Source organism: Roseateles aquae (genome assembly GCF_032337115.1).
Classification (GTDB): Bacteria; Pseudomonadota; Gammaproteobacteria; order Burkholderiales; family Burkholderiaceae_C; genus Roseateles_C; species Roseateles_C aquae.
In genome coordinates, this window is record NZ_JAVXZY010000003.1 from 258,640 (window position 1) to 278,335 (window position 19,696).

Below are 19,696 nucleotides of genomic sequence, written 5' to 3' on the forward strand. Positions count from 1 at the left end.
TCGCGGCAGTCAGACCGCCGGCCGGCGCCGCTTGTCGCGGAAGAATTCAAACGCGACTTCGGCGCTGTCGACATCGGCGTTCTGCGCGCCGGTCAGGGCATTGATCCACCACGGATAGCGATGCCGCGCGCTCGGTTCGGCATGGCCGGCACCGTCGACGCGCAAGAGCACGGCCTGCAGCGACGCACCAGGCTCGCCCCATTGCAGGCGCGTCACCTCAGTCTTGCAATCGCTGGATGTGAGCGTCTCGCTACGCGGCGCGCCGCCAAGGCCGGCCAGCTCGCGCCAGACCTGCAGCGAGGCCTCGATGCCCAGCATCTCGCCGGCCTGGCGGCGGTTCTTGCGAAAGGCGCCGCCCTCGTAGCGCACCAGCGGGTCGTGGCGGCTGGCGATCATCAGCAGCGGCAGCGCATGGCGCGGCGCCGGTACGCGGCTGTTTTTCGGCATCGAGGCCAGCACCGGCGCGAAGGCGGCGAGCCGCGGGCCCAGCTCCGCGGCGAGGCGAAAGCTCATCATGCCGCCCTTGGACACGCCCATCAGGTAGATGCGTTCGGCATCGGCGCCGTGCGCGGCGATCAAGGTGCTGATCAGTCCATCGATGAAACCGACATCGTCCCAATCGCCGCTGGCGCTGGCGTCGGCAAAGCCGTCGTTCCAGCGCTGGCGCTGGCCGTCCGGCGCGGCGATGAGCCAGCCCTCGCGTTCGGCGATCTCACGCCAATGGGCCAGCGGCGAGGGCGGGAAAGCCTCGCCGAGCAGCTGCTTGCCGGAGGCGCCAAAGCCGTGCAGAAGAATGACTGTCGGGCGTGCGGCCGTGCTGGGCTGCGAAGGCGCGGCCAGCCAGACCTGGCGCGGGCCGTTCGGGCTCGGCTGGCTCAGCGCCTGCAGCGCAGCGCGCGGGCCGCTCCAAGCGCTGCCGCCCAACAGCAGGCGACGCCAGAATGGAGTTGCAGCGCTCATGCTTGTTCCCCGGTCTGCAACCGCCACAGCGCCGCGTAAGCGCCGCCACGGGCCAGCAGATCCTCATGGCGGCCGCTCTCGATGATGCGGCCGCGTTCCAGGAGGTGGATGCAGTCGGCCTGGCGCACGGTCGAAAGCCGGTGGGCAATGATCAGCGTCGTGCGGCCCTGGCTGACGACCGCCAGTGAGCGCTGGATCGCGGCTTCGGTTTCGTTGTCGACCGCGCTGGTCGCCTCGTCGAGGATCAGCAGCGGCGGGTTCTTCAGGATGGCGCGGGCCAGGGCCAGGCGCTGGCGCTGGCCGCCACTGAGCTTCTGGCCGCGCTCGCCGACGCGGGTGGCAAAACCCAGCGGCAAGCGCTCGATGAACTCCAGGCTTTCCGAGAGGCGCGCCGCCTCGAGGATCTGCGCCTCGCTGGCACCGTCGACGCCATAGGCGATGTTCTCGGCAATGGTGCCGTCGGTCAGGAAGCTGTCCTGCGCGACATAGCCGATGCAGCGGCGCAGATCCTGCAGATTCAGCTCGGCAATGGCAATGCCGTCGAACAGGATGCGGCCCTGCTGCGGCTCGTAAAACCGCAAGAGCAGCTTGACCAGCGTGGACTTGCCCGAGCCGGTGCTGCCGACGAAGGCCACCGTCTGGCCGGGGGCGATGCTGAGGGTCAGGTCTTGCAGCGTCGGCGTTTCGGCATAGGCAAAGTTCACGCCCTCAAACTGCAAGGCGGCGCGGGCCTGCTCGGGGCGCAGATGCTGGCCCTCGTAGGCAATGCCGATCGGCGTTTCCAGCAGGCCCAGTGCCCGCTGGGTCGAGGCCATCGAGCGCTGGTACATATCGGCGACCTCGGCCAGCCGCGTCATCGGCCAGAGCAGGCGCTGGGTCAGGAAGACCAGCACCGAATAGGCGCCCACCTCCAGGCCGCCATGCAGGGTCAGCCAGCCGCCATAGACCAGCGTTGCGGTGAAGCCGGCCAGGATGGCCATGCGAATCACCGGCGTGATCGCCGAGCTGAAGCGGATCGCCCGGGCGTTGGCGCTGCGATAGCGGTCGCTGGCCTCGCGGATGTGTTCGGCCTCCAGCGCCTCGGTGGCAAAAGCCTTGATCGTGGCCAGGCCGAGCAGGTTGTTGTTCAGCCGGGCGCTGACATCACCAGCCGCCTCGCGCACCTCGGCATAGCGTGGCGCCAGCCGCTTCTGGAACCAGAAGGCGCCGAACAGGATCAGCGGAATCGGCAGCAGCGCGATCAGCGCAATGCCCGGCTGCAGCGCAAAGAACACCGCGCTGATCATCACCGAGGAGCACAGCACCTGGATGATCTGGGTGGCGCCGCCGTTGAGGAAGCGCTCCATCTGGTTGATGTCGTCATTGAGCACCGACATCAGCGCGCCGGTGCGCTGGTTCTCAAAGAAGGACAGCGAGAGCTTTTGCACATGCTGGTAGCTGTCCAGCCGCAGATCGTGCTGGATGTCCTGCGCCAGGCCGCGCCATTTCAGCTCCAGCAGGTATTCGAAGAAGGACTCGCCGCACCAGACCAGCACGTTCAAGCTGCCCAACACCAGCAGCTGCTGCCAGGTGTCGCTGATGCCAAAGCCGAGCAGCACCTTGCGCGCCAGAAAGCTTTGGTCGCCACGGACGACGACGTCGACCGCCGCGCCGATCAGCACCTCGGGCAGGATGTCGAAGAACTTGTTGAGGACGGTGTACAGCGTGGCCAGGCGGATCTGGGCACGGTAGGCGCTGGCATAGGCCAGCAGCATTTTCAATGGATGCATGGCGGCCGCGCGGCCCGTCTGGCCGCGCTTGAATCAGAGCTGGGAACGGCCGCCAGTATCGGTGCAGTCCTGCTTTGATCAGCCTTGATCAACTTTGATCAACCCAGGGGCCGCACACCGATCAGCAGTGCATGGGCCCAGAAGGCGAACAGCGCCCAGAGCGCCGCGCCGATCAGCACGGTGAGCAGCGTGGCGCCGATGCGGGGCGTGATGGCGGCGGGCGGATTCAGACGGTCACGCTGGCGTGCCGAGCGGAAGCACAGCACCGACCAGATCAGAAAGCCGCCGAACAGCAGCAGCTCGGGCAGGGTGTTGTTGGCGAGCAGATGCGCCAGCGCCCAGACCTTGACGCCCAGCAGCATCGGATGCCCCAGCCGCGCCTTCAGATGGTTGTGGGGCACATAGGCGGCCACCAGCAGCACCAAGCTCAGCAGCATCAGCAGGGCGGCCAGGTGGTTCATACCGCGCGGCGTGGCCCAGAGCACCAGCGCGTCCTGGCGGGCCTGACCGAAACCCCAGATGATCAGGGCAAAGCCCAGCAGCGATATCGCCGTGTAGCCCAGCTTCCAGGCGTTTTCGCCGATGGCGGCGCGGCGCGCGCTGCGCCAGTCTTCGGCAATGATGCGCGTCGAGTGCACGCCAAGGAAGAGGATCAGGCCAAGAATCAAGGCAGTCATGCGGGGCTTTCTGCGTCGTTGCGCCACCTGGCAGGGGGCTGTACCGGGGTTGGAGATTCAGGCCGCTTTGTACGCGATTGCTGGCTTGGCTGCAGCGGTGTGTGCGGAAACACAGCGTTTGCGTTTTTGCGGGCAGTCCTTGAATGCTGTATTCTGTAAATATATTTAACCGATTGATCTCGGAGGCAAGACATGACCCTGGGTGTGGGCGGCAAGACCGCGGCGGCCGCTTTGGCTTCTCTCGACAACATGATGGCCGGTGTGCAGCCGATTGGCCTGGCCGAGTACCAGGCCCGCATCGCACGCGCCCAGGCGCTGATGCGTGAGCAGGGCTGGGCCGCGATCTATGTCCATGCCGGCACCAATCTGCGTTATTTCACCGGCACCGTCTGGCATCCGAGCGAACGGCTGGTCGGTGCGCTGATCCCGGCCGAAGGGGCGCCGCAGTACCTGGCGCCGGCCTTCGAGGAGGGCACGCTGCGCGAGTACATGGTCGTGCCCGGCGCCTTGCATTTGTGGCAGGAGCACGAGAGCCCTTATGCCTTGCTGCTGCGCGTGCTGCGCGAGATGGGGGTGGTCGAAACCGCGCCGGTCGGGCTCAGCGAAGACTGCCCGTTCTTCGTCGTCGACGGCCTGCGCGAGCAGTCGGAGCGCCAAGCCTGGCGCAATGCCAAGCCGGTGACGGCCGGCTGCCGGATGCGCAAGAGCGCCGCCGAGCTGGCGCTGATGCAGCGCGCCCATGACATGACGCTGGCCGTGCACCGCGCCACCGCCAGCATGCTGCACGAGGGCATCAAGACGACCGAGGTCGAGGCCTTCATCGCTGAGGCCCATCGCAAGGTCGGCGCCAGCGGCTCCTACTTCTGCATCGTGCTGTTCGGTGGCGCCACGGCCTTTCCGCATGGCGTCAAGGAGGCGCAGCAGCTGCGCGACGGCGATATGGTGCTGATCGACACCGGCTGCCTGGTGCAGGGCTATATGTCCGACATCACGCGCAGCTATGTGTTCGGCACGCCCACGGCGCGGCAGCGCGAGATCTGGAATCTGGAGAAGGCGGCGCAGGCGGCGGCTTTTCAAGCGGCGCAGCTGGGCGTGCCCTGCTGCGAGGTCGATCGCGCGGCGCGCCGCGTGCTGCGCGCCGGCGGCTTGCTGCCGGGCGCGGACAGTCCGAGCTATGCCTTGCCGGGCCTGCCGCACCGCACCGGCCACGGCTGCGGCCTGGACATCCACGAATGGCCCTATCTGGTCGACAACGACAGCACGCCGCTGGCCGAGGGCATGTGCTTCAGCAACGAGCCGATGATCGTCTGCCCGGGCGAATTCGGCGTCCGCCATGAAGACCATGTCTTCATGAGCGCCAGCGGCCCGCGCTGGTTCACGCAGCCCTCGCCCTCGATCGACGATCCCTTCGGCCTGGGGGCTTGAGCTGCTTCAGGCCAGGCGCTGAACTGAAGCGTCAGCACTGGCCTGGCTGACGTCGCCTTCGACCAGGCTGAGCAGCGAGAAGCCGCCGGCCAGCGTCAGTGCGGCAATCAACCAGCCCAGACCCTGCCAGGCCAGATGGCGCAGGGTGTCGCTCAGCGGCTCGGGCCGGGCGGGGCTGGCAGTGGCAATCGACTTGTGCATCGTGAACTCCTTGATGCAGTCAACAAGAAAGTCAGAGCGGCGCCAGGGCCCGCTCCAGGCTCCACAACAGGGCTGGATAGGCCAGGCCCCAAACGGCGGCGATCAGAACCAGGGCCTTCATCGCCAGCATCAGCTGCTGGCCGCGCTGGGCAAGGGGAAGTCGCTTCATGGTGGTGCACTCCTCAACAGGTAGGCATACAACGAGCAAGTGCCGTGCCAGGACGACAGCGGCCGAAAAACAAAACATTCGTCCTGGGCGCTGAATGAGGCGGCAGGCGCCGACAGGGCGGGCATCTCTGGGTTCAAGTCATGCCTTGGTGCTGCGGGCACCAGGCTGGGGCGCCGCCACATGGGCTGTGATGCTCAGGCGCTGCGATCCACCCGCAGCGCCAGCACCACCGAGGTGGTGGTCTTGATCACGCCCTCGATCTCGCCGATCTCATCGAGCAGCGCATCGAGCCGCATTGTTGTGTCGGCGCGCAGCAGGGCCATGTAGTCGAACTCGCCGCTGACCGAGGCGAGCTGGCGCAGCTCCGGCAACCGGCTCAGCTGGCGGATCACCTCGCGCTGCGCCTTGGGCTGCACGCTGATGCCGACAAAGGCCTGCACGCCGCGGTCGCTGGCCTCGGAGCCGAGCTTGGTTGTGTAGCCAACGATCACCCCTTCGCTTTCCAGCCGCGCCAGCCGGGCGACAACGGTGGTGCGCGCCACGCCCAGCTTGCGTGCCAGATTGGCGGTGCTTTCGCGCGCATTGGCCTGCAGCAGCGCGATCAGCTCGCGGTCGGTCTGGTCCTTGGCCGTGGCCGGTGCGGTGACGCTGGGCTGCACCGCCCGGGCGGCAACGGTCTTGCGCGTGCTGCTCATGGATAACCCTTGTTTTTGCCGATCTGGCGAAAGTGAATGACGAATCGTCAATTTCACCAGAAGTTTCGACGAACTTGCGCTTTTTTTCGTCAGCAGCTCTGCCTAGACTGCGTCCCATCAACCCGTATTGAGGAGCATCAAATGAAGATCGCATTGTTGGGCGCTGGCCATATCGGTGAAACCATTGCACGTCTGCTGCATGGCTCGGGCCACTACGACGTGACCGTGTTCGACAAGAACGCCGCGGCGCTGGCCGTGCTGTCGGGCGAGGGCATCAAGACCCAGGTCGTCAGCGAAATCGGTGCTGGCGCTGCCGCCCAGGTGCGTGGCTTCAATGCGATCGTCAATGCGCTGCCCTACCAGCTGGCCATCCCCGCTGCCCATATGGCGCTGGAAGCCGGCTGCCACTACTTCGACCTGACCGAGGACGTGGCCGCCACCAAGGAAATCATGCGCATCGCCGAAGGCGCCAAGACCGCCTTCATGCCGCAGTGCGGCCTGGCTCCTGGTTTCATCGGCATCGTCGCCGCTCACCTGGCCAAGAGCTTTGACAGCCTGCACGACGTGAAGATGCGCGTCGGCGCGCTGCCGGCCTTCCCGACCAATGCACTGAAGTACAACCTGACCTGGTCGGTCGATGGCCTGATCAACGAGTACTGCCATCCCTGCGAGTGCATCCACGACGGCGAGAAGATCGACGCGCTGCCGTTGGAAGGCCTGGAGCACTTCTCGCTCGACGGCACCGAGTACGAAGCCTTCAACACCTCGGGTGGCCTGGGCACGCTGTGCGAAACGCTGTCCGGCAAGGTGCGCAACCTCGACTACAAGACGGTGCGCTACCCCGGCCACCGCGACCTGATGCAATTCCTGCTCGGCGATCTGGCACTGAAGAACGACCAGGAGCTGCTGAAGGACATCATGCGCAAGAGCATGCCGGCCACCATGCAGGACGTGGTGCTGGTGTTCGTGACCGTCTCCGGCATGAAGAACGGCCGCCTGGTGCAGGAAGTGTTCGCCCGCAAGATCTTCGCCGAGCGCGATGGCGCCCGCCCGCTGTCGGCCATCCAGATCACCACCGCCGCCGGCATGTGCGCCGCGGTCGACCTGTTCCGCCAGGGCAAGCTGCCGCAGTCCGGCTTCATCTCGCAGGAAGAGGTCTCGCTGCCCGAATTCCTGGCCAATGAGTTCGGCAAGGCCTATCAGCAATCGCGCCAGGTCGAGTCCATCGGTTGAGCGGAGAATCCCGGGATGACTACGCAAACCACTGATCTCCTGAACGCCCTGGGCGTTCCTTCCTCCGCTTACACCGGCGGCACGCTGAAGGTGCGCTCGCCCATCGATGGCGCGACCATCGGCGTCGTGCATGAGGCTTCGGCCGAGGACATGCGCGCCGCCGTCGAGCGCGGCCACGCCGCCTTCCTGCAATGGCGCAATGTGCCCGCTCCCAAGCGTGGCGAGCTGGTGCGCCTGTTCGGCGAAGAGCTGCGCAAGCACAAGGCCGATCTGGCCCGCCTGGTCTCGCTGGAAGCCGGCAAGGTGAGCAGCGAAGGCGAGGGCGAGGTCCAGGAGATGATCGACATCTGCGACTTCGCCGTCGGTCTCTCGCGCCAGCTGCATGGCCTGACCATCGCCAGCGAGCGCCCCGGCCACCGCATGATGGAGCAGTACCTGCCGCTGGGCGTGGTCGGCATCATCTCGGCCTTCAACTTCCCCGTGGCCGTGTGGGCCTGGAACTCGGCGCTGGCCCTGGTCTGCGGCGATACCTGCATCTGGAAACCTTCCGAAAAGACGCCGCTGACGGCGCTCGCGACCCAGGCGCTGTTCGAGCGCGCGGTCGCCCGGTACGAGGGTGCGCCTGCCCATCTGTCGCAGCTGCTCAACGGCGACGCGGCGGTGGGCGAGGCGATGGTGGACCACCCCAAGGTGGCCCTGGTCTCGGCCACCGGTTCGACGCGCATGGGCCGTGCCGTCGGTCCGCGCGTGGCGGCCCGCTTCGGCCGTTGCCTGCTGGAACTGGGTGGCAACAACGCCATCATCGTGACCCCCAGCGCCGACATGGACCTGGCCGTGCGCGGCATCCTGTTCGGCGCCTATGGCACGGCCGGCCAGCGCTGCACGACGACGCGTCGCGTCATCGCTCACGAGAGCATCCATGACGAACTGGTGGCCCGTCTGGACAAGGCCCGCGCCCAGCTGAAGATCGGAAATCCGATGGAAGCCGGCAACCTGATCGGCCCGCTGATCGACAAGGGTTCCTTCGACGCGATGCAGGCCGCACTGGCCGCCGCGCGCGAGCAGGGTGGCCAGGTCAGCGGCGGTGAGCGCGCGCTGGCCGAGCAGCATCCGGACGCCTTCTACGCCGTGCCGGCGCTGGTGCGGATGCCGGCGCAGACCGAGATCGTCAAGCACGAGACCTTCGCGCCCATCCTGTACACGCTGAAGTACAAGACGCTGGACGAAGCGATCGCGCTGCAGAACGAGGTGCCGCAAGGCCTCTCGTCGGCGATCTTCACCAACGACATCCGTGAAGCCGAAACCTTTGTTTCGGCCAGCGGGTCGGACTGCGGCATCGCCAACGTCAATATCGGCACCTCCGGTGCCGAGATCGGTGGCGCTTTCGGTGGCGAGAAGGAAACCGGCGGCGGCCGCGAATCCGGCTCCGACGCCTGGAAGGCCTATATGCGCCGCACGACCAACACGGTCAACTACTCGCGCGAACTGCCCTTGGCTCAAGGTGTGAAGTTCGACATCTGAGCGCGACCCGGCGTCGGAACACGCCACAGAGACACAGAGACACGGAGATCCAGGGCTGAGGCTCTGCATTCCTCTGTGTCTCCGTGGCTCTGTGGGTGCCTTCTTTGAATTTCTAGACTGACCCCCATGCTGGATTCCGGACTCTTTCGTCTGCTGAGCTGCGCCATTGGCGAGAGCGCGGCCATTGAAACTTTTGCGCAACTGCAGGTGGCGCCGGCCTTGCTGAATCCGGTGACGGCCCAGGTCTCGCGTGCCGAGATCGCGCAGGCGCTGAACATGGCGCTGTTCCGCGACGTGACGCTGCGCGTGCCGGCCGCCGCCGCCTATGTGGCGGACCAGCAGCGTGCCGGCCAGAAGCTGTGCTTTGACCATGGCGCGCTGCGCACCGTGGCCTGGCCCAGTGGCGCGCTGCCGGCGGGCGAAGCGGCCATCACCCGCGTGCTGCGGCCGCTGGGCTTTCGCTTCGCGGCGCCCTATCCGCTGCCCAAGCTGAAGATGACCGGCCGGGCCTGGTGCCATGAAGATTTCCCGGAAGAGATTGCACAGTTCTTCGTCTCCGAGCTGCATCCTGAGCAGTTCTCCAGCAGCTTCCAGGCCGCGGTGACCCGCGTGTTGTCGAGCTCGCGCGATCCGCTGCAACCGGGCGATATGGCACTGTTGGAGCAGCTGGCGCGCGACAAGAGCCTGCCCTGGGCCGGCGCGCTGGCGCTGCTGCCGCATCTGATCGCCTGCTTCGATCGACAGCATGGCCTGTTCTCGCTGGAGGACTACCAGACCCTGCTGACCGAGTCGGCCGAGATGGCCTGGATCGCGACCGAGGGCAATGCCTTCAACCACGCGACCGATCGCGTCGAGGACCTCGAATCGCTGGCTGCCATGCAACGTGCGCTGGGCCGCCCGATCAAGGAACGCATCGAGGTCTCGGCCACCGGCCAGGTGCGCCAGACCGCCTTCCGCGCGGTCCAGGTGCAGCGTCAGTTCCTGCACGAGGGTCAGGTCTTGACCATGGAAGTGCCGGGTTCCTTCTACGAATTCATCCAGCGTGAACGCGACGGCGAGCGCCTGGACCTGCGCTTTGACGCCGCCAATGCCACCGGTATCTTCAAGATGACCACGCAGGCCAAGGCCCAGGCCGAAGCCTGCTGAAGCACGATGGCGGCCCACGCGCTGGACAGCTTTCTGAGCCAGGCCGCAGCACGCTGCGGCGCAATGCCCGTCGCCACCGGCGCGGCGATTGAGCCTCGCTATCTGGAGGCGGCTCGTTATGGCGCCGGGCAGGCCGCGGCCTTGCTGCGGCCGGCCAGCGTGGCCGAACTGGCGGCGCTGCTGCCGCTGGCGGCGCGCCATGGCCTGCGCATCGTGCCGCAGGGGGCGCACACCGGCCTGGTGCGCGCCGGCACGCCCACCGATGCCCAGCGCGATCTGCTGCTCGCCACCGAGCGGCTGCGCGAGGTCTTCGAGCTGGATCTGCTTGACCGCACGCTGCGCGTCTCGGCCGGCTACCGGCTGTCCGAGATCAACGAGCGTCTGGCGCCGCATGGCTTGATGCTGCCCATCGACCTGAGCGCCGACCCCAGCGTCGGTGGCATGCTGGCCCATAACACCGGCGGTACGCGCATGCTGCGCTTTGGCGATGTACGCGCCAACACGCTGGGCCTGACGGTGGTGACGGCCGAGGGCCAGGTCTTGCGCCTGGGCCGGGGTCTGCAGAAAGACAACGCGGCGCTGCCGCTGCAGCAGCTCTTCATCGGTTCCTCGGGCAGCCTAGGCGTGATCGCCGAGGCGACCTTCAAGCTGGCGCGCTTGCCTCGTCAGCAGGCCGTGGCGCTGGTGGCGCCCAACAGCCTGGACGCGGTGCTGCCGCTCTACCAGCGGCTGATGGACGAGCTGGGCAGCCTGGTGAGCGCCTGCGAGGGCATCTCGCGTGCCGCCTTCGAGGCTGCGCTGAGCTGCGGCGGCGAGCGCTCCCGCTGGTTCGGCGGCGAGCTGCCGGACTACGCGCTGCTGATCGAACTCTCGTCCGATCTGCCGGCCGACAAGCTTGATCTGCAGGCACTGCTGCAGGGTTGGCTGGAGGCCGAGTTCGGCGAGCGCGTGGCCGATGCGGTGCTGGGCGCCGATGCCGCCTGCTGGGCGCTGCGCCACCACATCAGCGAGGGCTTGCGCGCGCGCGGCAAGGTGGTCGGCTTCGATGTGTCGCTGCCACGGCGGCATTTCATGGCCTTCCGCGAAGCCGGCCGGGCCTGGCTGGCCGAACACTTTGCACCTGCCGAGCTGGCCGACTTCGGCCATCTGGGCGATGGCGGCATGCACTTCAACCTGGTCTGGCCCAAGGATGCGCCGCTGCTCGACGAGGCCGCGCTGCGCGCCGGTGTCTATGCGCTGGTGCAGCGCTTCGAGGGCAGCTTCAGTGCCGAGCACGGCATCGGGCCGCAGCTGCAGCAGAGTTACTGGGACCTCAGCGCGCCCGAGTTGCTGGACTGGTCGGGCCGCGTGCAGCGCCTGTTTGATCCGGCTGCATGCCTGGGCTTGACGGTGTGGGGCCCTCCTCCGCGATAGCCGCTAGCCGGCTCAGCCCCTCCAGCGCCTGCGCGGCGGGCTGGGTGAAGGCCAGGCGCAGATGGCGTTGGAAGCCTGCGTGGGCACTCATGGCGCTGCCCGGTGTGAGCTTGACCCGCTGCGCCGCTGCGGCTTCGACCCAGGCCTCGGCATCCGGGCCGCGCGGCGGCAACTCGGCCCAGAGAAAGAGCCCGCCTTCAGGGCGCTGGACGCGCCATTGCGGCAGCAGCCGGTGCAGGCCGTCGAGCAACAGCTCCGCCTGTGACTGCAGCTGCTCGCGCCGCGGCGCCAGCAAGGCGTCGTAGCGGTCCAGCAGATCGCAGGCCAGGGCAGAGCTCAGGGCGCTGCAGGCAATGTCGGCACTGGCCTTGGCGCGGCGCAGCGCCTCGATGAGCGGCTCGGGCGCTCGCAGCCAGCCGATGCGCAGCCCGGCCCACAGCGTCTTGGACAGGCTGCCGATATGGACGATGGGCGCGCCTCGCGGCACCGGCAGTGGCGCTGGCGTCTGCGCGAAATGCAGCTCGGCCAGCGAGTCGTCGACCAGCAGCAGGCCGCTGCCCTGGGCTGCCGTTCGGGCCAGCCGTTCCGACGCGCTGCGGCTCCAGCTGATGCCACAGGGGTTGTGCAGCGAGGGGCAGACATAGGCCAGCTTGTGCCGGCCGCCGGCCAGTGCGGCGCTGAAGGCCGGCGCATGGGCTGCGCGTGCTTGCACCGGCAGCTCGTCCAGGATGGCGCCGGCCGAGCGGAACACATCAAGCGCGCCGAAGTAGTTGGGCGACTCCAGCAAGACGCGATCGCCGCGCTGCAGAAAGTGCTGAGCGAGCAGGCTGATCGCCTGCTGGGCGCCGGCGCACACCAGCACCTGCGCCGGCATGGTCGGCAAGCCTTGGCGGCTGTAGCGCGCGGCGATGCGCTCGCGCAGCGGCAGCATGCCCTCGGGCTGATAGGCGCTCTCGCGCAGCACCAGGCTGGCCGCCTGGGCACTGGGCTGCAGCCAGGCCAGTTCGGGCACGGCCGTGGCCAAGGCGAAATCGACCCAGGCCGGATCGCCGCTGCCTTCGCGGCGCAGCGCCGGGTTGCCCAGTCGTACCGCACGCTTGCTGGCGGCGACGTGGCCCGGTGGGCCCGCGCTGACGGTCGTGCCCTGGCCCTGCCGGGCGTTGACCCAGCCGGCTTCTGCCAGCCTCGCATAGGCCGCGACCACGGTGCTGCGGCTGATGCCCAGTCGCTCGGCCATCAGGCGTTCGGGCGGCAGTCGATCGCCGGGCAGCAGCTCACCGCCGAGTATCAGGCCCTGCATGGCGCTGGCCAGCGCGGCATAGAGGGGCGAGCCCTGCAGGGCGCGGATCAGCGCCGGGTGGCGCAGCAAGGACCAGTCCATGATTGCTCAATTGGATTGCTTGAATCAGTCCAGTTGACTCTAGCATCTGTCCCTCATCTGCTGGAGAAAGCCATGCACCCTGTCCTGCAAGACGACTTGCGCGCACTGCCCGAGCTCTTGAACCTGGCGCGCGACAGCGCGCTGCACAGCCTGCTCAAGCTCGCAGAGCAACCGGTGGCGATCCATCCGCTGCCCAGCGTCGGCCCGCTGGAGCGCAGTGTCGAGCCCGGCGCCGCCGCGGCACTGTGCCTGTTCGAGGCGCGCTGGCTGCCGCGGCTGGCCGCCAGTGCCGGGCCGCGCTATCTCGGCTTCGTGACCGGCGGCGCAACGCCGGCCAGCCTGGTCGGCGACTGGCTGACCTCGGCGCTTGACCAGAACCCGACGGCCGGCTGGGACTCCGAGGCGCCCGAGCTGGAGCGGCAGACGGTGCGCGAACTGGCCGGCTGGTTCGGGCTTGGCGCCGCGCATGAGGGCGCTTTTGTTTCCGGCGCGACGATGTCGAACTTCGTCGGCCTTGCTATCGCCCGCGAGTGGCTGGGCGAGCAGCAGGGCGTGCGCGTCAGCGAAGTAGGTGTGGCCGCGCTGGGGCCGGTCACCGTACTGTCCGGCGCGGCGCATTCCAGCATTCACAAGGCGCTGTCCATGCTGGGCTTGGGGCGCCAGGCGGTGCAGAAGCTCGCCACGCAGCCCGGGCGCGAGGCGGTCGATCTGCAGGCGCTCGAGGCGGCGCTGCAGGCCCAGCAGGGGCGACCGGTGATCGTGGTGGCCAATGCCGGTACGGTGAACAGCGGCGATTTCGATGATTTGCGCGCCATCGCGGCGTTGCGCCAGCGCTACCCCTTCTGGCTGCATGTCGATGCCGCCTTCGGCGCCTTCGCGGCGCTTGATGCACGGCTGGCCTCGCAGGTCGCGGGCCTGGACGCGGCGGACTCGGTCTGCGTGGACTGCCACAAATGGATGAACGTGCCCTACGACAGCGCACTGCAGTTCACCCGTCACCGCGCGCTGCAGCTGAGGGTGTTCCAGAACGCGGCGGCCTATCTGGGCGAGCCGGGCGAGCGGCCCGACTTCGTTCATCTGACGCCCGAGAACTCGCGCCGCTGGCGCGCCCTGGCCGCCTGGTTTGCGGTGCAGGCCTACGGACGCGAAGGGCAGGCGGACATCGTGGCGCGCAATATCGACTGCGCCCGGCTGCTGGGTGATCTGGTCGCCGCCGATGAGACGCTGGAGTTGCTGGCGCCGGTGCGGCTCAATATCGTTTGCTTTGCCGTGCGGGGCATGACGACCCAGGCCGAGGTGCAGGCGCTGCTCGAGCGGCTGCGTGATCGCGGCGAGGCCTTTCTGACGCCGACGCTGTACGCCGGCCGCTGGGCCATTCGCGCGGCTTTCAGCAACTGGCGCACCAGCGCCGACGACGTGCGGCGCGTCCACAAGGCACTGCGCGCTGCGCTGAAGGCCGATCAGCCTTGAAAGGTCAGCTTTTCCGAAATTTCAAGAAAAAGTTTGCGTAGATCAAAAATCCCGTGCTATAGTAGCGGTCTTCGCTGCTGAAAAGCACTGAAGACAAAGCCCAGGTGGCGGAATTGGTAGACGCACTAGTTTCAGGTACTAGCGGGTAACTCCGTGGAGGTTCGAGTCCTCTCCTGGGCACCAAACAAGAAAGGCCAGCACGAAAGTGCTGGCCTTTTGCGTTTTGGGGCTTGGGCAGCACTGAATCGGTCCCCGCATGCCGCGTTTGCGAGAGAAGCGGCCGGATCGAAGGCGCAGTGCGAAGGTCGGGCTGGCGGCCCGACAGCCGAGCGCTGCAACGCCCGAGACGGCCGCTTCTCTCGCAAACCCTTCAGGGGCGGACCTTTGCGGGCGCTGGCCGGCGTTGCAATCCTTGCACAGGCCAACCAGCCTGTGCTGCGGCTCGCGCCTTGCCCAGCCTCCCGCAAAGACCCCGCCGCGGCGCACGGGGACTGATTCAGTGCTGCCTCAGGAAGTCCAGCCCACTGCAGGCTGGACGGGAGGACGAGAAAGGCGGCGCCTGCAAGCGCCGCCGGGGTCGCGCCGGTGTGACCGAGTCCTCTACTGGGCTGAGGCCGGCTCGCATGCAAGCGAGCCGGCACCAAACAAGAAAGGCCAGCACGAAAGTGCTGGCCTTTTGCGTTTTCAGCGTCCCAATGGCTCAGTCGGCTGTTGCGCTGGCTGGCCGGAAGTCAGGCGTAGAGATCGACGTGCGCGCCGAGTCCGTTGGCGGCTGGTGCGGCCGGTGTGCTGCCGCGTTGTTCGCGCTGGCTGGCGTTGTGGGCGGCCTGGGCGCGTTGCATCCGGGCCTTGATGGTGGCCAGCTGTTCAGACAGGGCGTCGATCTTGGCCTTGCCCTCGGGGGTCTTGGCGGAGCCACAGTGGCTCCAGTCGGCCAGCTGGATCTCGCACTTGGCGCGTTCCGCATCCAGGCTGACCGGCACGCTGCCGGTCGACATCGCGCCGGCGGCGCTGACTGACGTGACTGAACTCATGGCGGCCTCCTTGGCGAAGGTGGACCGGGCCCCAAACCGCTGAGGCGCTCCGTGAAGTATTTATCGGTCGCCGTCGCTGGAACTTGATGTCCGCTTGCGCAACAGCGTCTCGATGTCGGCGGCACTCATCGGACGTGCAAACCAGAAGCCCTGGCCATAGTCGCAGCCGGCCTGCAACAAGAGCTCGTGCTGGGCCTGGGTCTCGACGCCCTCGGCCACCACCTTCAGGCCCAACTCGTGGGCCAGCGTGATGATGGCTTTGCAGACGGCAAAGTCCTTGCTGCCGACCTCGAGATGGCGAACAAAGCTTTGATCGATCTTGAGGCAGTCGATTTCATAGCGCTGCAGATAGGCCAGCGAGGAGTAACCGGTGCCGAAATCGTCCAGCGAGATGCTGATGCCGGCCGCGCGCAAGGCCTGGAGCTGTTGGTGAGCACCGCCGTCGCTGTCCAGCAGCAGGCCTTCGGTGATCTCCATGGCCAAGCCAGCCCCGGCCAGACCATTGGCAGCGAGGCGTAGCAGCCAGTGTTCATAGTGCTTGCTTTCGCCGCGGAACTGCAGCGGCGAGCGATTGATGCTGAGCTGGAAGTTGGCGTCGTGCTGCTTTCGCCAGCGCTGCGCCAGCCCGACGGCCTGCTCAAAGACCCAGGCGTCGATTTCCATGATCAGGCCGCTGCTTTCGGCCAGCGGGACGAAGTCGGCCGGGCTGATCAGGCCATGCTCGGGATGCAACCAGCGCAGCAAGGCCTCGGCCTTGTGGATCGCGCCTGTGCGCAGTTCGACGATGGGCTGAAACACCAGGCGGAACTGCTGGCGGGCCAGGGCCTCGCGCAAATCGTTGGTCAGCCGCATGCGCAGCTGCGCGGCTGCCTGCAGTGCCGGCGTGAACACGCTGTAGCGATTGCGCCCCGCCGCCTTGGCCACGTAGAGCGCCTGGTCGGCGTGCTTGAACAGGGTTTCGATCTGCTCGCCGTCGCGCGGGAACAGGCTGATGCCGATGCTGGCCGAGACGAAGGCACGGTCCTCGCCGAGCTCGAAGGGGCTGGCCAAGGTCTTGATCAAGGCATGGACAATGTCGCTCAGGGATTGCTCGTCGGGCACCGCGGGTAGCAGCACGGTGAATTCATCGCCACCCATGCGCGCCACGGTGTCCTGCGGTCGCAGCGCTGCGCGGATGCGCTGAGCGGCCTGCACGAGCAGGGCGTCGCCGCGGTCGTGGCCCAGGCTGTCGTTGACCTCCTTGAAATGGTCGAGGTCGATGAACAGCACGGCCAGCTGCTCGCCGGCGGCGCGGGCCAGGGTCAGGTCTTGCTCGAGGCGCTCGCGCAGCATGCGGCGGTTGGGCAGCCCGGTCAGTGCGTCGAAATGAGCCTGTTTCCAGATCAGCGCCTCGGCGGCCTTGCGCTCGGTGATGTCGGTGTGGGTGCCGACCATGCGCAGTGGCCGCCCCTCGGCATCGCGGCTGATCACCATGCCGCGCGACAGCACCCATTTCCAGCTGCCATCCTTGCAGCGGACGCGATGCTCGTTCACATAGAGCGGGCTGCGGCCCTCGAAATGCGCGCGTCGGTCCAGCTCCATCTGCGCGATATCGTCGGGATGGGTGCGCTCATCAAAGGTACGCGAGATGTTCTCGATCTCATCGGCATCAAAGCCATACATCTGCAGATAGCGCTCGGAAAACAGCTCGACCCCGGTCTGCACATACCAGTCCCAGACACCGTCGCCGATGCTCTCCAGCGCCAGCTTCCACAAGGCATCGGCCTCGCGCAGCTGCTGCTCGGCCTCCTTGCGGGCGCTGATGTCGGTGAAGCTGCCCAGCCAGTGGCTGAGGCGGCCTTGTGCGTCGTGGCAGGGCGCGGCCAGGCAGAGCTGCCAGCGCGCGGCGGCGTTGTGGCCGCGCAGCCTGAGGTCTAGTGACAGGGCGGTCTTGGTGCGCAGGCAGTGTTGCCAGGCATCGTTGAACGCCGGCAGGTCTTTGTCATCGATCAGGGCCGCCCAGCCCTGCTGCAGCAACTGCTGCCGAGGCAGCTGGCTGTCAAGCAGCAGGCGGCTGCTGACGGCAAGCAACTGACCCTGCGCGTTGCTCATCCACAGCGCATGCGGCAACGCATCAATCAGCGCCAGGTGGTCTTGCCACGCCACGGGCGAGGCCGCTGCGTCGGCAGCAGGCCATGCGACTTCAGACCTGTCAGGCGCCATCCCCATCCACGACCCTCGACAAAGACGAGCGGCCACCGATCCGGTGGCGCAGTCATGGATGCAAATGTAAAGCGCTTTTCCGGTCTTGGGGTTTGGCCCTCAGGGCTGCGCCTTCACTGAGACCGCCCTGTTGCAGCGACGGAACATTGCTCGGGCATGCGGTTCACCGGCCACAGCTGGGCGATGCCCCAAGCGGCCTCGGGCAGCAGAAAGAGCCAGAGCAGCGGCTGGCCGGTCTGGGCGAGGGTCCAGGCCATCCAGCTGCTGAACAGCAGCCGCGCCATGCCGTCGTAGCGGCCCAGGCTGGCGTCGCGGCGGCGCAAGCGCAACAGCGACCAGACGGTGACGATGCTGCCCAGCAGGCCGGCGATCAACAGATGGAAAGGTTCAAACACCGGCAGGGGCAGGCCACCCAGGGCCTGGTTCAGCGCGGACAGCTGCTGATGCACCCAGGCGAAGCTCCAGGGGGTGGCGAAAGGGCTGGTCAGGACCAGATCGTAGACGGCGCTGGCCAGAACCAGGCGGAGATAGGCAGAGGCGCTGAAGCGCGGCAGGCGGTCGCGGAGGGCAGTCATTGCAGTTGAGGGGCAAGTGGAGATGCCCGCATGCTCGGCCCTGGAGTACGCTCCAGGGTCAAGCACTTTTGCCGTCCTCGAGATGCAAATCGGACAACTTGCCGAACTCAGCGGCCTCAGCCGCGACACCTTGCGTTTCTACGAGAAGCGCGGCCTGCTGCAGCCCCGGCGCAGCGCCAACGGCTATCGCGATTACCCGGCCGAAGCCTTGCCCTGGCTGGCCTATCTGCGCACGGCCCAGGCGTTGGGCTTTACCTTGGCCGAGATCGAAGCCGATCTGCCCCTGCTCGGCCAGGGTGCCGATGCGGCGCCGCAGCTGCGTGAAGCGCTGCGGCGCAAGCTTGGCGATATCGACGCCCGCATCGCGGCGCTGAGCGAGTTGCGCGAGTCCTTGCGGCTGCGGCTGGAGGACATGCCGGATGACTGTCCGCTGCGGCCACAGGCCCCGGCGAAAACCCCTCGCAAGCGCTCGGCTTGAGCACGGGTTGAAATTGACCTGAGTCAATCAATGCGCCACTGGGCGCTCCTGCCTGCCGCCATCTCGACCACAATCGGCCGCACAAGGTGGTGACAAGCATGGGCGAGGTCAGCAAGGTGGATGCGGGTGCAAGCCACTGGCGGCGGTGGCTGGGCAGCAAGACGGTCTGGGCGATCGCGGTGACGCTTGCCGCGTTGGGCCTCTGGGCCGCCAGTGGCTTGCGAGGACCGCTGCTGAAGACGCAGCAGTTGCAGCGCCGCGACCTTGTGCAAAGCGTGGTGGCCAGCGCCCGCGTCGAGGCGCCGCACCGCGTGGAACTCGGCGCGCAGATCACGGCCACGGTGCTGCGCGTGCTGGTGCGCGAAGGCCAGATGGTGGCTGCGGGCGAGCCCCTGGTTGAGCTGGATGAACGCGAGGCCCGGGCGACGCTGGCGGCGGCCCAGCTGGCGGTGGCGCAGGCCCGGGCCAGGCTGCGCCAGTTCAACGAGGTGCAGGCGCCGCTGGCGGTGCAGGCCGAGCGGCAGGCGGCCGCCAATCTGGCCCAGGCAGGCGCGCAATTCAGACGTCAGCAGGATTTGTTCAAGCAGGGCTTTATCGGTCAGGCGGCGCTGGACGAGGCGCGCCGCGTGCTCGATGTGGCCGATGCCCAGGCCAGCAGTGCGCGCACCCAGCTGGCCGCCAATCAGCCGCAGGGCAGTGATCTGCAGCTTGCCCGCGCCACGCTGGCCCAGGCCGAGGCCAATGCCGGGGCGGCCGCGGCCCGCTTGAGCTATCTGCGGCTGACGGCGCCGGTAGCCGGCCAGATCATTGATCGCGAGGTCGAGCCCGGCCAGGTGGTGCAGCCCGGCAAGGTGCTGCTGCGGCTGTCGCCCAGCGGCGTGACCGAGCTGGTGGCCCAGATCGACGAGAAGAGCCTGGGCCTGCTGCAAGTCGGCCAGTCGGCGCTGGCCTCGGCCGATGCCTATGCGCAGCAGCGCTTCAAGGCCCGGCTCAGCGAGATCAGCCCCGGCGTTGATGCCCAGCGCGGCTCGGTGGAGGTCAGGCTGCGGGTGCCCGAGCCGCCGGCCTATCTGCGCCAGGACATGACGATGTCGGTCGAGATCGAAGTGGCGCGGCGGCCGCAGGCGCTGGTCTTGCCGATTGATGCGGTGCACGAGCCCGAGAGTGCCAAGCCCTGGGCCTGGCGTGTTGTCGATGGTCGACTGCAGCGCGCCGACATCGGCCTGGGCCTGCGTTCGGGCGGATGGGCAGAAGTGCTGCGCGGCCTGCAGCCGGGCGAGCTGCTGGTGACCGAGCCGACATCGGGCTTGCGCGAGGGCCAGCGGGTGCGCGCGGCCGGGGGCTGAG

General features: G+C 67.5%; 18 protein-coding genes and 1 tRNA gene. 9 read left to right on the forward strand and 10 right to left on the reverse strand.

The genetic code is table 11. The features are described 5' to 3' along the window. Positions 1-9: 9 nt before the first annotated feature. The 3 genes from RQP53_RS09990 to RQP53_RS10000 all read right to left on the reverse strand — a co-directional run bounded on the left by RQP53_RS09990 (position 10) and on the right by RQP53_RS10000 (position 3,406). Positions 10-960 (reverse strand): CE1 family esterase, encoded by a 951-nt coding sequence (locus tag RQP53_RS09990; RefSeq protein WP_315650157.1) that lies wholly within the window; start codon positions 958-960, stop codon positions 10-12. Then, entirely contained in the window at positions 957-2,729 is a 1,773-nt protein-coding gene (locus RQP53_RS09995; protein WP_315650158.1) for an ABC transporter ATP-binding protein, read from the reverse strand. Before RQP53_RS09995 ends, RQP53_RS09990 begins: the two co-directional genes overlap by 4 nt. A gap of 98 nt (positions 2,730-2,827) precedes the next feature. After that, on the reverse strand, positions 2,828-3,406 hold the full coding sequence (locus tag RQP53_RS10000) for an NnrU family protein (RefSeq protein ID WP_315650159.1): 579 nt from the start codon (positions 3,404-3,406) through the stop codon (positions 2,828-2,830). Between the two features lie 192 nt (positions 3,407-3,598). Here RQP53_RS10000 and RQP53_RS10005 point away from each other — a divergent pair, with 192 nt between their 5' ends. Next, positions 3,599-4,831 carry a M24 family metallopeptidase gene (locus RQP53_RS10005; RefSeq protein ID WP_315650160.1) on the forward strand — a complete coding sequence of 411 codons (1,233 nt, stop codon included), beginning with the start codon at positions 3,599-3,601 and terminating at the stop codon, positions 4,829-4,831. A 6-nt stretch (positions 4,832-4,837) separates the two neighbouring features. Here the strand turns inward: RQP53_RS10005 and RQP53_RS10010 are convergent, their stop codons facing one another. From RQP53_RS10010 to RQP53_RS10020, 3 genes are all read right to left on the reverse strand, one after another. Continuing rightward, positions 4,838-5,032 carry a hypothetical protein gene (locus tag RQP53_RS10010; protein ID WP_315650161.1) on the reverse strand — a complete coding sequence of 65 codons (195 nt, stop codon included), beginning with the start codon at positions 5,030-5,032 and terminating at the stop codon, positions 4,838-4,840. A gap of 31 nt (positions 5,033-5,063) precedes the next feature. Next, entirely contained in the window at positions 5,064-5,201 is a 138-nt protein-coding gene (locus RQP53_RS10015; protein WP_315650162.1) for a hypothetical protein, read from the reverse strand. A gap of 194 nt (positions 5,202-5,395) precedes the next feature. Next, on the reverse strand, positions 5,396-5,896 hold the full coding sequence (locus RQP53_RS10020) for an Lrp/AsnC family transcriptional regulator (protein ID WP_315650163.1): 501 nt from the start codon (positions 5,894-5,896) through the stop codon (positions 5,396-5,398). A gap of 141 nt (positions 5,897-6,037) precedes the next feature. On the opposite strand from RQP53_RS10020, the gene RQP53_RS10025 reads away from it, so the two are divergent. From RQP53_RS10025 to RQP53_RS10040, 4 genes are all read left to right on the forward strand, one after another. Beyond that, positions 6,038-7,129 carry a saccharopine dehydrogenase family protein gene (locus tag RQP53_RS10025; RefSeq protein WP_315650164.1) on the forward strand — a complete coding sequence of 364 codons (1,092 nt, stop codon included), beginning with the start codon at positions 6,038-6,040 and terminating at the stop codon, positions 7,127-7,129. A 15-nt stretch (positions 7,130-7,144) separates the two neighbouring features. Continuing rightward, positions 7,145-8,650, forward strand: a complete 1,506-nt coding sequence (gene amaB, locus RQP53_RS10030) for an L-piperidine-6-carboxylate dehydrogenase (RefSeq protein WP_315650165.1) — start codon at positions 7,145-7,147, stop codon at positions 8,648-8,650. A gap of 129 nt (positions 8,651-8,779) precedes the next feature. After that, entirely contained in the window at positions 8,780-9,796 is a 1,017-nt protein-coding gene (locus RQP53_RS10035; RefSeq protein WP_434064078.1) for a DUF1338 domain-containing protein, read from the forward strand. Between the two features lie 6 nt (positions 9,797-9,802). Further along, positions 9,803-11,209 carry an FAD-binding oxidoreductase gene (locus tag RQP53_RS10040; RefSeq protein ID WP_315650167.1) on the forward strand — a complete coding sequence of 469 codons (1,407 nt, stop codon included), beginning with the start codon at positions 9,803-9,805 and terminating at the stop codon, positions 11,207-11,209. On the opposite strand, the gene RQP53_RS10045 is transcribed toward RQP53_RS10040, so the two are convergent. Then, complete coding sequence (locus tag RQP53_RS10045) at positions 11,109-12,590, reverse strand: aminotransferase-like domain-containing protein (protein WP_315650168.1); 1,482 nt, start codon at positions 12,588-12,590, stop codon at positions 11,109-11,111. The genes RQP53_RS10040 and RQP53_RS10045 overlap by 101 nt on opposite strands. Before the next feature lie 72 nt (positions 12,591-12,662). On the opposite strand from RQP53_RS10045, the gene RQP53_RS10050 reads away from it, so the two are divergent. Continuing rightward, positions 12,663-14,060 (forward strand): pyridoxal phosphate-dependent decarboxylase family protein, encoded by a 1,398-nt coding sequence (locus RQP53_RS10050; RefSeq protein WP_315650169.1) that lies wholly within the window; start codon positions 12,663-12,665, stop codon positions 14,058-14,060. 98 nt (positions 14,061-14,158) lie between these two features. Beyond that, positions 14,159-14,243 (forward strand) — tRNA-Leu (locus tag RQP53_RS10055). A 548-nt stretch (positions 14,244-14,791) separates the two neighbouring features. Here the strand turns inward: RQP53_RS10055 and RQP53_RS10060 are convergent. From RQP53_RS10060 to RQP53_RS10070, 3 genes are all read right to left on the reverse strand, one after another. Continuing rightward, entirely contained in the window at positions 14,792-15,094 is a 303-nt protein-coding gene (locus RQP53_RS10060; protein ID WP_315650170.1) for a hypothetical protein, read from the reverse strand. A 60-nt stretch (positions 15,095-15,154) separates the two neighbouring features. Further along, entirely contained in the window at positions 15,155-17,239 is a 2,085-nt protein-coding gene (locus tag RQP53_RS10065; RefSeq protein WP_315650171.1) for a putative bifunctional diguanylate cyclase/phosphodiesterase, read from the reverse strand. A gap of 170 nt (positions 17,240-17,409) precedes the next feature. Further along, positions 17,410-17,871: a hypothetical protein gene (locus tag RQP53_RS10070; RefSeq protein ID WP_315650172.1), complete on the reverse strand. Its 462-nt coding sequence runs from the start codon at positions 17,869-17,871 to the stop codon at positions 17,410-17,412. A gap of 82 nt (positions 17,872-17,953) precedes the next feature. Between RQP53_RS10070 and RQP53_RS10075 the strand changes: the two genes are divergently transcribed. Both RQP53_RS10075 and RQP53_RS10080 read left to right on the forward strand, forming a co-directional pair. Beyond that, on the forward strand, positions 17,954-18,349 hold the full coding sequence (locus RQP53_RS10075; RefSeq protein ID WP_315650173.1) for a MerR family transcriptional regulator: 396 nt from the start codon (positions 17,954-17,956) through the stop codon (positions 18,347-18,349). A gap of 98 nt (positions 18,350-18,447) precedes the next feature. Further along, a complete protein-coding gene (locus tag RQP53_RS10080; protein ID WP_315650174.1) occupies positions 18,448-19,695 on the forward strand; it encodes an efflux RND transporter periplasmic adaptor subunit in 1,248 nt (415 codons plus the stop codon). The last annotated feature ends 1 nt before the right edge of the window (position 19,696 follow it).

What these genes read in the sequence shown, in the direction of transcription:
- RQP53_RS09990 (WP_315650157.1), bottom strand. Translation starts at nt 960, where the DNA reads ATGAGCGCTGCAACTCCATTCTGGCGTCGCCTGCTGTTGGGCGGCAGC.
- RQP53_RS09995 (WP_315650158.1), bottom strand. Translation starts at nt 2,729, where the DNA reads ATGCATCCATTGAAAATGCTGCTGGCCTATGCCAGCGCCTACCGTGCC.
- RQP53_RS10000 (WP_315650159.1), bottom strand. Translation starts at nt 3,406, where the DNA reads ATGACTGCCTTGATTCTTGGCCTGATCCTCTTCCTTGGCGTGCACTCG.
- RQP53_RS10005 (WP_315650160.1), top strand. Translation starts at nt 3,599, where the DNA reads ATGACCCTGGGTGTGGGCGGCAAGACCGCGGCGGCCGCTTTGGCTTCT.
- RQP53_RS10010 (WP_315650161.1), bottom strand. Translation starts at nt 5,032, where the DNA reads ATGCACAAGTCGATTGCCACTGCCAGCCCCGCCCGGCCCGAGCCGCTG.
- RQP53_RS10015 (WP_315650162.1), bottom strand. Translation starts at nt 5,201, where the DNA reads ATGAAGCGACTTCCCCTTGCCCAGCGCGGCCAGCAGCTGATGCTGGCG.
- RQP53_RS10020 (WP_315650163.1), bottom strand. Translation starts at nt 5,896, where the DNA reads ATGAGCAGCACGCGCAAGACCGTTGCCGCCCGGGCGGTGCAGCCCAGC.
- RQP53_RS10025 (WP_315650164.1), top strand. Translation starts at nt 6,038, where the DNA reads ATGAAGATCGCATTGTTGGGCGCTGGCCATATCGGTGAAACCATTGCA.
- amaB (WP_315650165.1), top strand. Translation starts at nt 7,145, where the DNA reads ATGACTACGCAAACCACTGATCTCCTGAACGCCCTGGGCGTTCCTTCC.
- RQP53_RS10040 (WP_315650167.1), top strand. Translation starts at nt 9,803, where the DNA reads ATGGCGGCCCACGCGCTGGACAGCTTTCTGAGCCAGGCCGCAGCACGC.
- RQP53_RS10045 (WP_315650168.1), bottom strand. Translation starts at nt 12,590, where the DNA reads ATGGACTGGTCCTTGCTGCGCCACCCGGCGCTGATCCGCGCCCTGCAG.
- RQP53_RS10050 (WP_315650169.1), top strand. Translation starts at nt 12,663, where the DNA reads ATGCACCCTGTCCTGCAAGACGACTTGCGCGCACTGCCCGAGCTCTTG.
- RQP53_RS10060 (WP_315650170.1), bottom strand. Translation starts at nt 15,094, where the DNA reads ATGAGTTCAGTCACGTCAGTCAGCGCCGCCGGCGCGATGTCGACCGGC.
- RQP53_RS10070 (WP_315650172.1), bottom strand. Translation starts at nt 17,871, where the DNA reads ATGACTGCCCTCCGCGACCGCCTGCCGCGCTTCAGCGCCTCTGCCTAT.
- RQP53_RS10075 (WP_315650173.1), top strand. Translation starts at nt 17,954, where the DNA reads ATGCAAATCGGACAACTTGCCGAACTCAGCGGCCTCAGCCGCGACACC.
- RQP53_RS10080 (WP_315650174.1), top strand. Translation starts at nt 18,448, where the DNA reads ATGGGCGAGGTCAGCAAGGTGGATGCGGGTGCAAGCCACTGGCGGCGG.